The organism is Actinomadura sp. NPDC048032 (genome assembly GCF_040653175.1).
Lineage (GTDB): Bacteria > Actinomycetota > Actinomycetes > Streptosporangiales > Streptosporangiaceae > Spirillospora > Spirillospora verrucosospora.
Genome location: NZ_JBEZJP010000239.1, coordinates 1 through 12,148, shown reverse-complemented (window position 1 = coordinate 12,148; position 12,148 = coordinate 1). Strand labels below are relative to the sequence as shown.

6 protein-coding genes and 2 pseudogenes are annotated in these 12,148 nt (G+C 72.4%); all 8 read right to left on the bottom strand.

All coding sequences use genetic code 11. The features are described from left to right. On the bottom strand, nt 1-1,167 hold a 1,167-nt coding region (locus AB0C69_RS26555), incomplete at its 3' end, for a hypothetical protein (RefSeq protein ID WP_360357887.1). A 149-nt stretch (nt 1,168-1,316) separates the two neighbouring features. After that, nucleotides 1,317-4,454 carry a hypothetical protein gene (locus AB0C69_RS26550; protein WP_360357885.1) on the bottom strand — a complete coding sequence of 1,046 codons (3,138 nt, stop codon included), beginning with the start codon at nt 4,452-4,454 and terminating at the stop codon, nt 1,317-1,319. Then, the gene (locus AB0C69_RS26545; protein WP_360357890.1) at nt 4,451-5,479 is read right to left on the bottom strand and encodes a kelch repeat-containing protein; all 1,029 of its coding nucleotides are present in this window, start codon (nt 5,477-5,479) and stop codon (nt 4,451-4,453) included. Before AB0C69_RS26545 ends, AB0C69_RS26550 begins: the two co-directional genes overlap by 4 nt. Nucleotides 5,480-5,646: 167 nt before the next feature. Then, nucleotides 5,647-7,122 (bottom strand): kelch repeat-containing protein, encoded by a 1,476-nt coding sequence (locus tag AB0C69_RS26540; protein WP_360357888.1) that lies wholly within the window; start codon nt 7,120-7,122, stop codon nt 5,647-5,649. Between the two features lie 237 nt (nt 7,123-7,359). Continuing rightward, nucleotides 7,360-7,911: pseudogene (locus AB0C69_RS26535) on the bottom strand (DUF6603 domain-containing protein); the annotation flags it as partial. Next, nucleotides 7,811-9,544, bottom strand: a pseudogene (locus tag AB0C69_RS26530) (DUF6603 domain-containing protein); the annotation flags it as partial. The pseudogenes AB0C69_RS26535 and AB0C69_RS26530, both read right to left, overlap by 101 nt. An 805-nt stretch (nt 9,545-10,349) precedes the next feature. Then, the gene (locus AB0C69_RS26525) at nt 10,350-11,762 is read right to left on the bottom strand and encodes a M64 family metallopeptidase (protein ID WP_360357884.1); all 1,413 of its coding nucleotides are present in this window, start codon (nt 11,760-11,762) and stop codon (nt 10,350-10,352) included. Nucleotides 11,763-11,801: 39 nt separating this feature from the next. Beyond that, a partial coding sequence (locus tag AB0C69_RS26520; protein ID WP_360357882.1) for a hypothetical protein occupies nt 11,802-12,148 on the bottom strand: 347 nt, incomplete at its 5' end.

Below are 12,148 nucleotides of genomic sequence, written 5' to 3'. Positions count from 1 at the left end.
CGTCTGGTCGACCGCCTGCTCGGACAGGATCGGATGCATCATGCCGCGCAGGTACGCGCCCCAGGTCGCCGGCCACAGGGCGACGTTGGCCGCGCGGGCGTCACTCTGGTCGGTGCCGTCGGCGTTGGGCATGCCGGTCAGCACGGCCGGGTCGATGCCGAGCAGGTCGGCCAGCCACTGCCCGTCGGTCCGGGTCCGCCAGTCGTCGGGCGCGTCCGCCGCCGCGAACCCGAAGGCGGTGCGCAGCGCGGCCTGGGCTTCGGCGCGGCGGTCCTGCCCGGCGGGGGCGGCCTCGCTGTTGTTGGTCGGGGTGCCCTGTGGCAGCAGCCCGTACCCGGACGGGCTGCGCAGCTGCCGGGTGATGAGGTCGGCCAGCTGGACGGCCGTCTGCTCGGGGCCGGACCGCTCCCGCAGCCCGAACACCAGTAGCCGGTCCAGGCCGTTGCGGATCTGCGGGGTGAGCGGGATGCGCAGGCCCATGCCGAGTGTCACCGCCCGCCCGAAGTCGGTCAGCCACTGGAGCTCGTCGGGCACCCGCAGCGCGCCGGTCCGCTCATCCACCTTGAGCTGTTCGTCGGTGTCGGCCTCGGGGTCGGGGCTGACCGCGAGCGCGTCGGGCACCGCCTCGCCGGTCGCCGTCAGCACCCGCTCGCCGCCCACGTATCCGAGCACGGTGAAGCGGTCCGGCAGGAGCCTGGCCTTCGCCGCCTGGGTCCACGACTGCTCGGCCAGGCTTCCCGCGGCCGGCGGCGGCAGCACGAGGAACGCGACCATCACCGCGTCGTCGACGGCGGTAGGCGCGGCGTCAACGCCCACCGGCCGCCGGGTCCGGATCGTGTCCGCCCGGCCGGCCCCGACGTCGGCGCGCAGCGCGGTGTCGGCGGCGCGCAGCTTGGCCCGGTCGCCGTGCGCGCGCCACACCGCCGTCCAGTACGTGACGGTCGGTTGCCGGTCCGCGGCCGGTACGGCCTGGCCGGTCACGACCACCAGCACGGTCGCGCCCTCCGGCACCGTCACGGGCCGGTCGGCGAGGTTGGCGGGGGTACGGGTCCGCAGCAGCCAGCCGGCCCGGCCGCCGGGCACCCGAGCGACCAGCTCCTGCCAGGCCGCCTGCTCGGCCACCGCGTTCCCGCCGGTCCGCCAGTGCGCCGTCCAGTACGCGTCCACCGCGGCGATCTCGGCGCGGGTCGGCTTGGGCTCGAACTTATCGGTGCACCACTCGTCCGGGAAGATCCGTACCAGCAGCTCGGTGGCGGTGAACCGGGTCTCCACCCGGACCGGGCCGAGCAGTACCGGGAAGTCGTCGCTGAGCGCGGTCACAGCAGCATCTCCTGAGCGTGGACGGCCATCAGCACCGGCGCCTGGAACAGCATGTAGGCCACGTCGGCGGAACTCAGCCCGCCGTGCCAGACGGGCAGGAACGCGTCCTCCAAGTGCTGGTCGTTCTTCTCGGCATCGGCGGCGGGGTCGTCGAAGTCCTTGAGCGGGACCTGCACGGTGCTCGCGTCCAGCCGGATGAACCCGGTCCCGCCCGGATCCACGTCGGCCCACGTCAGGTCGTTCCACACCTCGACCGGGGTGGGCGGGCCCTCGTCCGCGCCGAACCGGGGGTCGCCGGGACGTTCCTGGATCACGAAGAACCAGCCCGCCGCGCCGGTGGCGAAGTCGCCTTTGGCCTCGGCCGCCGTCAGGTCGAAGCCGAGCAGGGTCAGGTCGGGGTCCACCTTGGCCTCGTACAGCGGGAGCCTGATCTCCTCCAGCGTCGGGTGCGCGGGGTCTGCGAGTTCGACCGGGACCCGTTCCTGGGCCGGGTCCGGCGGTCCCGCCTCGGGCTGCCAGCGGGCGCGGTGCGCGTAGATGGCGGCGTTCGGATACTTCCTCAGCAGGTCGCCGCGGATGACCAGAACGAGGTCGTCGGCCTGCTCGCCGGTCTCCCGCGCGTCGTTCTCACCGAGTTCGGCGGCCTTCGGCCAGGTGTGCAGCGGCTGGATGTCGTACTGCTTCACGCCCCCGCGCGTGTCCCAGAACTGCCGGAAAGGCGAGCCGCGCTGGTCGGTGGGGTACTCGCGCCAGAGCAGCTCGCGGGCCATCTCGTGGTTGAGTCCGACGAGGAAGGACTCGATGAACTCCTGGTTGGTCTCCAGCAGCGTCACCGTGTTCCGCGGGATCAGCCCGAGGTTCGGGGCGAAGTAGTCCACCGACAGGTCCAGCAGCGCCTTGTACATCGGCAGGTCGATGACGGGATACGCCATCGCCTCGATGAACCGCTCGGCGAACGACCGCAGCCGTTCCGGCAGGCTGACCGACGTCAGCAGGCTGGTGGGCACGGTCTTCTCGGCGCGCAGGCCGGTCATCATCGCGTCGGTGGTGGCGCGGACGTTCAGAGGCTCGTCGCCGCCCTCGGTCCGGCCGCCGACGCCCGCCGCGTGCCAGCCCCGGTAGATGTCGCGCAGCCCGTCCTTGAAGCGCTTGGCCTCCTCGCTGTCGGCTCCGCCTTCGGAGGGGACGAACGTGTCGCCCGGCAAGGTGATCCGGAAGTCGGCGCTGCGCGGAAGCCGGTCGACCGGATCGGCTGGGTCGGCCTCGATGGCGGCCGTGAGCCCGATCGGCGGTGGTGCCGGGTGCAGGACATCGGTCAGCTGCTCGGTCGTCACCACCGCGCCGGGAGTCTCCTTGGCGGCGGCCGCCGTCACGGGGTCGTCCGGGTCGTCCATCCGCGGGATCAGCGCGTCGGGCGGCGTGGTCTCACTGAACGGCAGGTCGCGGATCAGCCGCCCCGGCCGCAGCATCCGCCGCATCGGCGGGGACAGCGGCGCGGCCGTCACGCGGCTGCGCGCCACGTGGAACCCGACCGCGACCCGCTCGCCCTCGACCGCCGCCGCCCCGCGCAGAGCCCGATCACGCGTGGTCACCCGCGAGTTGGCGGGAGCGGTGAGCACGAGGGCCTTGCCGGACGGCACCGGCTCCTCGGCCAGCATGATCGGTGCGCCGGCGGGCTCCACGTGCCTGGCCTGCAGCACGGTCCCGACCTCGCGGGCGAGCTGGGCGGCGCGGATCTTGGCGTTGGCCGCCAGCACGTCGCCGACCTGCGCCCAGGCGGCGACCATGAACTCCTCCTGCCGCTCCTGGACGACGCGGGTGCCCAGGTGGGCGGCGACGCGGTAGCGCGGGTCCAGGTTGAGCCGGTGCACCCAGTTGCGGTCGGGCGTGATCGGGCTGCCGTCGCGCTCGGTCAGCAGCCGGTTCGCGGGGGCGTGCCAGCGCCCGTACAGCGGCGGGGTGATGATCGGATCGACCTCGCCCGCCAGGTCCTGCACCCCGTGGGCGGCGTGCGCGGCGGCCGGGGTCTGGTCGAGGTAGGCGTCGGCCAGGTTGACCAGTCCAGCGAGGGCCTTCTGGAACGGGTGCGGGTACGGCTCATCCCACTTGTCGTAAACGTCGCCCTTGGGACGGTTGGGCGACTGGAGTGCGCCGCCCAGCTTGAGCACGCCGTGCAACTCCGCCGGGCTGGTGATGGGCGGCAGCCCCGGCCCGGCCGAGTTGTGCACGTCGAGGTCGCGGCGGCCGATGGCCGGGTCGGCGGGCCGGGGCTCCAGCAGCCGGACCAGGTACTCGAAGTCGCCCGCGCTGCCGGTGCCGAAGAACCAGCGGTGGTAGTACGGCAACGTCGCGGGCTCGGGGCGGCCTGGGTAGTCGGGGCCCCAGCTGGAGTGCAGCGCGCCGGGCGCGGTGGCCGGGTCCAGGCCGAGCCCGGCCAGGCGGCCCGTCTCGAACGCGGGGACCAGGAACGCGTGGTAGCCGGTGTCGGGCTTGAGCCGCCGCGGGCACATCAGCCGCGAGCACGCCAGATCGGCGTTGGTGATCAGCACCTGGCGCAGGGCGGCGAGCGCACCGGCGGGATCGTCGTTGGCGACCAGGCCGTCCAGCGCGCCGTTGACGTGCACGTGCGCCCAGGCGCCGAGCTGGCCCGGCGGCGGCAGCGTCCCGGCCGGGTCCTTGACCTGGATCGACGGCAGCGGCCGCCCGGCGACCGCGCCCTCGGTGAACTCCGCGCCCGGGTCGCCCGCCGGCTCGGCCGCCCCGGCGAGCACGACGAGCGCCAGCCAGGGCAGCAGCCGCTTGGTGGCCCCGTCGGGCGGGGCCGGGCTGTAACTCCACGGCAGGCCCTCGTCGTAGAACTCGATGTGCGCCAGGTAGTTGGGCTCCACGTTGGTGATCCAGGGCCGCGGCTCCACCCGCGAGATCACCCGGGGATCGACCCCCACCACGTCGCCCGGCCCGTACATCTGCACGGCCTTCTCGACGTCGCGGGTGATCGTGCCGCCGGACACGCCGTCCCCGGTCAGCCGCAGCTTGACCGGGATGACCGCCCGGTCGGCGGTGCCCGGATCGGTCGTGATCCGGGTGCTGAGGCCGGTCCGCAGCCACGGCAGGAAGGAGTACGCGTTGCTCACGGTGTCACCGGGCCGGTGCCGAAGATCTCGCTGGTGGCGGTGACCTCGGTGGCGCCGGGGCCGGCGGCGGCAAGGCCCGCGCGGGCGATGCCGCCGGTGACCAGTACCGTGCCGCCGGTCAGCGGGACGGCGGCGAACCCCCACCGGCCCACCGCCAGACCGCCCGCCGGGCTCCAGTTCCGGGTGGCCGCGTCGAAGATCAGCGCGCTGGCGTAGCCGACGCCGTTGTCCGGGGTGTCGGTGCCGCCGGCCACCAGCACCTTGCCCCCGCCCAGGGAGACCGACCGATGCAGGCCGCGCCCGGCGGGCATGTCCTGCACCGCGCTCCACACGCCCGCGACGGGGTTGAACGTCTCGGCGGTGGCCCTGCTGAACGGGTCGAAGGTGCCGTTGCCCGGTGCGCCCGGAGGACTGCCGCCACTGGCCAGGACGGTGCCGTCCGGGAGCAGCGTGGCCTGGTGCCCGCTGCGCGCCACCAGCAGGCTCCCGGTCGGCGTCCAGGTACCGCCGGTGCCCGAGGCCGGATCGTACAGCTCGCAGAAGGCCAGGGCCGCGTCGGTCTCGCGGGACACGGGTGCGCTGCCGCCGACCACCAGCACCTTGCCGGTGTTGAGCACGAGCGCCGGGTGGCCGCAGCGCGCGTCGGTCATCGCGGTGACCTCCGTCCACGCGCCGGTGTCCGGGTCGTAGACCTCGGCCGAGCGCAGCGCCTTGACCGACTGCCCGGACCGGGTGGTGCAGCCGCCCGCGACGAGCACCTTGCCGTCGGGCAGCAGCACCGCGCTGTGCCCCCACCGGCCGGTCTTCAGGCTGCCGGTCGCGGTCCAGGTGCCCTGAGCGGGGTCGAACACCTCGGCGGAGGCCAGTCCGGCGGACGGGAACGTCGCCGCCCCGGTGATGCCGCCGGTGACCAGCACCTTGCCACTGCCCAGCAGGGTGACGGTGTGCAGCCGCCTGGCGGTGTGCAGCGCGGCGGCGGCCGTCCACGTCTTGGCGGACGGGTCGTACAGCGACACCTGCCCCAGCGCTTCTCCGCGGCGCCGGCTCCACCGGCCACCAGGACCTTCCCGCCGGCGAGGACGACCGGGCCGTCATGCTGGCCGGACCACACGCGCGCGGAGGGAAGGGCCCCGGTGCTCGTCCACTGTCCGGTAGCCGCCGCGGTGGGACTGGTCATGGGGTGCCTCCGTCGTCAGGGCGTGAAGATCTCGGCGGTCGGGGTGAGGATGTCGGTGCCGGGGTGCGGGGCGGCAGCGGCCGAGCGGGTCCGGCCACCGGCCACGAGCACCCGGCCGTCGGGCAGGTCGATCACGGCGAACGCCCACCGGCCGGTGGCCAGGCCGCTCGCGGGGGTCCAAGTGCCGGCGGCCGGGTCGTAGAGCAGCGCACTGCGGAAGCCGCCGTCGAAGGCGGGGGCACGGGTGCCGCCCGCCACGAGCACCAGGCCGGACCGCAGTGGCAGGGCGCGGTGCCGGGTGCGCCCGCCGGGCATGTCGCGAACCGCCGTCCATGTGCCGGATCCGACGGTGAAGCGTTCGGCACTGGCGAGGGCGGCGGAGTCGTACGGACCGCGCGCCGGGCCGGTCGGGGCATCGCCGCCGGTCACCAGGACGGTGTCGTCGGCGAGCAGCGTCGCCTGGTGACCCGCGCGAGGTGTGGCGAGCGAGCCGGTCGGGGTCCATTCGCCGGTGGCCGGGTCGTAGATCTCGCAAAAGCCGAGCGCGGCGCTGGCCCGGCCGGTCTTGAGGACGCCGCCGACCACCAGGACCCGGCCGTCCGCGAGCAGTACGGCTTGGTGGTCGGAGCGGGGGTCGGTCATCGCGGTCTCGGTCCACTGCCGTTTGGCCGGGTCGTACACCTCGGCGGACGCGAGCGAGTTGCCGCGGGCGCCGGTGCCGCCGGTGACCAGGATCCTGCCGTCGCGCAGCAAGGTGGCACTATGGCCGGACCTGGCGGTGCGCATCGACGGAACGTCGCTGCTCCAGGTCGCGGTGAGCGGGTCGAAGATCTCGGTGGTCGCCAGGGGCTCGGTCTGGGTCACGCCGCCGGCGGCGAGGACCCGGCCGTCCGGCAGCAGGCAGAGGGTGTGCCCGTCGCGGGCGACCGGAAGCGGCGCGGCGGCGGCCCAGTTCCCGGCGATGGGATCGAAGAGCGCGGCGGCGGTGAGCGGCTTGCCCGCGGCGTCCTGACCGCCGGCGGCGAGAATCCTGCCGCTGCTCAGCCGTACCGCTGCCGGGGCGATGGCCGGGGTCGGCAGGGAGCCGGTGGAGGTCCACGACTGCGGGGCGACGGGCAGGGCGGCCGCCTCGGATTCGGGGATGACGTGCAGCTGGCCGATGAGCGCGGGGTCCGCCGTGACCCACTCGGCGAGGGCCTCCTCGGCCGCCGCCTGGCTGCGGAAACTCGCCGCGGCCGAGCCGAGCGAGGCCGGCGGGAAGGCCTGGGCGTTGTTGCGCAGGTGGGCGACCACGAAGCGCTGGCCCGTGACCTGCACGGTCTCGTCAGGGGTGTACGGCCGGCGCTGGTCGGCTTCGCGCTGCGACAGGGGTGAACGGCTGGTGCTGCTGCCCTCCAGAAGCCGGGTGAACACGGCCGGGCTGACGCTGGTCAGCGTCTTGGTGGGCGCGGCGGTGGGGGCGACCTGGCGGACGAGTCCGTCGGCCCGCACGATCGTACGGGTCAGCGGGCGTACGGTGCCGGGCCGGCGGCGCAGCCTGCTGTCGATGACGATCTGCTCGTAGCGGGCGCTGCGCTTGACGACACGGGCGGAGGCGATCGCGCCCTGCGCCGCCACCAGCTCCAGCCCCGCGTCCTGGTCCTCGTACGCGGGTCGCGACAGTTTGGTCGCGTCGTCCATGTCCTGGAACTGAGCCATCGCGAACTTGTCGGCGGTGATGGAGGCGCGCACGAGGCCGCTGCCGGGCAGGGGCTCGACGGTGAACCGTTTCCCGTCGCGCGGCCGCTGCGCGCCGATGCGATCCAGCCGTACGGCGAGCGGGATCGCACGCTGGCGGACGAACAGCGAGCCGAGGGGGTGCAGCACCAGGTCCTCGGTCGGCGGCAACGTGCGCAGCGTGACCAGCGGGTTGCCGCCGCCGGTCGGCAGCCGGGTCTGCCAGCCTTCGGGCTTGGCGACCTCGCCCGCCAAGAGCGGGAGCACGTCGACCGGGGGCAGCGTGGTGTCGCGGTCCTCGCCCCAGGTGATATCGAAGTCGGCGGAGATCTCGAAGAACAGCAGCGAGATCGAGCCCCGGCCGTGCGCCCGGAACGGGGCCGGGCCTTCGAGCTGGAAGTCCAGGTCGATGCCGAAGAGGCCGACGCCGAACGCCTTGAGCGAGACCGTCTGCGGAGATGGCGATGACGAAGCGGAACGGGGAGAACTGGAAGAGCGCGTCGAAGCTGAGATGCCCTGAGATGCCGAAGTCGTCGAAGCCCAGCACCATCTCGGCGCGCGCACCGAACTGCACCGTGTTGCTGGTGATCGCGAAGTAGCCGGAGACGGTGATCCGGGCGCCCGGCCGGTTGAGGATGTCCACCCGGATGCGGGGCGGCACCGGAAACGGCAGCGGCGGCGGCTTGTACGACGGGTGGAAGCCGCCGACGGAGATGACCAGGTCGGGGTCGTCGCCCCAGCCGACCAGCAGGCCCATTCCGCCCTCGAGGGTCATGAACAGCACGCGCGACTCGAAGAGCTGGGCGAAGAACCACAGGCGCTGCTTGTCGAACTCGATCGCGCCGACGAACTGCACCTGCAGGACCAGCAGCGGCAGGTCGGTGGTGGGCAGCACGCAGCGCAGCACGCCGAGGATGGCGATGTTGCCGGGGATCTCGATGATCACCGCGAGCGAGACCGAGACCAGCGTGGGGGTGCCCCAGCCGATCTTGGCCATCGGCCCGACCAGGAACGTGCCCTGCTCGGGCGGGAAGAACGCGCGCAGGTCCGACAGGATGCGCGGCGCGTTGGCCACCACGTCGCGCGGGAACATCACCGACTCGATCGAGCCGCTCCGCACTCCTTCCACCAGAGCCTGCAGGTTCATCCGGCGGTTCAGCCCGACGATCCCGCCCACCGCCAGCAGGGTGAAGCCGAAGCCGAGCTGGATGCCGGTGCCGAACTCGGCGGTGATGATCAGCAGCAGCGAGAAGCCCGCGGAGCCGTCCGGCATCCTGGTGGTGATCAGCCCGATCGCCTTGACGTCGAACAGCCCGGCGAACTCCAGCTCCAGCGCCCCGCCGTACTCGCCCCTGGCCGGGTCGAAGAACAGGTAGCCGCCGCCGCTGACCACCCCGGCGTCCACCGACAGGCCCGCGCCCTTGGGCGGCTTGAACCCCAGCGAGACGTCCAGCGGGCCGAGGTTGCCGTCGTTGCCGGACGTGAAGCCGAAGGTCGCCGCCAGACCGAGCTCCTCGACGACCGCCTTGATCGGGCCGAGCTCGGCCTTGATCGTCGCGCCGAGGTTGATCGGCAGGCCGTCCGCGCCGGGGGCGGCCGAGACGGTCAGCGACTGGATGTCGATGGGGCCGAGGTCGAGGTGGACGGGCAGCTGGATCTCCAGGCTGGAGGTGCCGCGGAAGTAGAAGCCGGTGCGCTGGGAGACGCCGAGCGTCAGGTCGGCCCCGAAGGAGAAGCCGCCGTCCGGCACGATCTTGGCGATGAAGCCGTCGGCCTCGCCGGGATCGAAGACGAACTCCAGACCGGCCAGCTCGAACTCGGCGAACACGTCCGCCGCACCGTCGGACAGCCGGATGCCGCCGGTGCCGCCGACCTTGCGGAACTGCAACCGGGTCGCTCCGGGCGAGCCGAGCAGGACGATCGGGGCGGCGTCGGCGCCGCCGCGCTCCGCCTTGACCACCAGCGAGCCGGCGGCGTGGGACGGCGAGCCGCCGCCGGCGAAGCCGACGATGATCTCGATCGGGCGGTCCGGCCGGACCCGCAGCCCGATCCCGCCTTGCAGATCCAGGTCGGTACGGATGGTGAGGGCGATGTCGTCGCCCAGCTGGAACCTGAAGTCCAGCGCGCCGTTGAAGGCGGGGATCAGCGCCAGGCCGGGCGGGTCCCCGGCTGTCGCCGGCACAGGCAGCAGCCTCATCTCGGCGGCCATCCGACCCGAAGCCTGCGCCCGTTCGAAGAAGACCGCCCGGATGCCGCGCACCGGCGGGTCGGTCAACTTGGGAGCGGTGCCTTGCAGGGCGGCCCCACTCGCCTTCGGGATCTCGGCGGTGGCGATGTCCACGCCGAGGGCCATCATCAGGTTGTCGACCTGCACGGCCAGCGCCTCGAAGTCGAAGTCCGCCTCGCCCCAGCCGAAGGCGTTCTTGAGCACCAGCGAGGGTTCGCTCAGCGTCTTGGGCAGGTCCGCCAGGTCGAGCCGGACGTTCATGTAGGGCGGCCGATTGCCCTCAGCCGGTGCGTAGCCCGTCTTGACCACGCCCAGCGCGCGCAGTCCGAACCCGATCGACGGGTGGTACCGCTGCAGGTAGGTGATGACCAGGTAGTCGATGAGCTGGCCGGGGAACTTCTCCTTGAAGCCGTCCGCGCGCAGCGGCGCGGGGATGGCCGAGTCGGGTGCGGTCGCGATCGCCTTGATCGCGTTGACCACGTCCTGGAAGGCCCGCAGCACCCGGCCCACGTCGTCGGGCGAGATCTGCACGGAGGCCTCGCCGTCGCCCACGGAACCGCCGACGTTGAGGCCGCCCTCGCCGAGCAGCCTGGTCAGACCGTCGTAGAGGGTCTCCACCCCGCTGCCGAGGTCGCGCAGCGGCTGCGGAATGTCCTCGGCGCGCCAGCCCAGCTTCTGCAGGAACGCGATGAAGGCCTCCGGGGAGGCGAGCGCCTCGCGCAGCGGCAGCAGCGCCTGCCCCAGCTCGGCCACCAGCCTGTCGAACGTGCCGGGCTCAGCCATTCTTCTTCGCCTTCGGGTAGAACATCGCGTCGAGGATGTTGTGATAGCCCGGATCGACCCGGTTGACGATCAGCCACTTACAGACGAAGCAGAACTCGCCGTCGTTGTCCTCGTCGTCGGAGCGGCGCATCTTGCACGCTCCGGTCGGCCGGTAGTACCCGCCCGCGAAGTCGAGCGCGCCCTCGTAGACGCCGATCAGTTTCGAGGATTTGCAGGGCGCTTTGAAGTCCGGGATGGACCTCGGGTTGTCGACCTCGTGCTTGGGATGCAGGACGTCGGTGTCGACGTTCAGCGGAATCCTGTTGGCGGGCGTGGGAGTGGTCAGGTGTTTGCGCACCGCCGGCTCGACCACGGTGAGGAGCTGACCGGCGGCGTCCTTCAGCGGCACGTACACGGCCGAGCCCGCGGCGAACGTCGGGAACGGCGCGGGCGGCAGGCCCGGGCCGTCGAGCGTCATGGTGCCCAGCTCGGGCTCGATGTGGGCGATCTTCAGGTTGGTCAGGACCTGGGCGGAACCGGTGGCCAGCGGCAACTGGATCCCCTGGGGGCTGACGTGGAAGTTGCGCAGGTGCACCTCGGCAGGCGGGTTCTGCGCCGCGACCTTCTGCCACGGCGCGATGTACCGCTTGTCGATCACGATCTCGATGCCGCCGAGCCCCGGCGCGGAGTCGATCACCAGCCGTGCGGAATGGCGCATCCGGGGCAGCGCGAACCACTTGACCTTGGTGACGTCGATCTGCCGATCGGGGGCGGGGTTGATCCGCAGGAACCCCAGCATGCTCACGTTGTCGCCGAGGACGTCGTTCGTCGAGGTCGCGGGCGCGTTCGGGTCGTCTCCCCCGGAGTTCTCGTACTCGTCCATCAGGCCGAAGCTGTGGCCGAACTCGTGCGCGACCGTGTCGACGGTCTCGGTGAAGTTGACGTCGGGCTCCGACGACGGCTTGCGCCGCATCACCCGCTTGTCACCCGCGGCGTACTCGAACTCCACCCCGAGGCCCTTGTTGGTCGTCAGCGCCGTCAGGGTGTTGTTGTTGACGTTGCTGCCGCCGTTCACCTCGTCATAGGTGATGAGGGCGACCAGTCCGCGGCTGGGCTTGAAGTTGGCGTCGTCGGGCTCCCACACCGGTCCGATGTGATGGAACGGGGCGAACGCGTACTCCAGGCCCGCGAGGTACTGCAGGATCAGGTTGCCCGGATTGGTGCTGTCCCGGCCGGCGAAACGCTCAGGAGGATGCCTGCGGGGATCGGGCGTCAACGCCCTGGTCGCCTGTTCGGGCTCGTAGAACTCATAGAGCCGGGCGATGAACTCGCGCAGCCCCGGCGTGCCCGGCTGGTCGCTTCCGGGCGGGGTCACCGCCGTGCTGCGGCCGGAGGAGCGGTCGCCCCACCGGCAGCCCAGATGCATCCCGAACAGGGTGTCGCGTGCGTGCAGGATCCCGGTCCCCTAGTGCTTCTTCCACGCCTCCAGCAGCGGGCCGTCCACCTTGTTGCGATCGAACCCGGTCAGCTCCTGCCCCGCCCAGATGTCCTTGAGGTTGGCCCTGTTCTCGTTGCGCATCGGCAGCCCGACCTTGGCGACCAGGTCCCGCAGCGTGTAGACGTTCTCGTTGTCGCTGACCGGGTGGATGAACGGGATGGGCACGCCGGTCCCCGTCGTCTGGTCCGCGTCGGCGATCCGGTGAGCGACGGTGGCGCAATGCTCCTGCGAGGCGCCGAAGGCCTTGAAGATGTTGAAGCTGCCCTCAAGCATCGGGTACGGCTGATGCCGGGGCTGGTCGATCTTCTGGGCCC

Excerpts from the sequence above, each read along its gene's own strand:
- AB0C69_RS26525 (WP_360357884.1), bottom strand. The coding sequence starts at position 11,762 with ATGCATCTGGGCTGCCGGTGGGGCGACCGCTCCTCCGGCCGCAGCACG.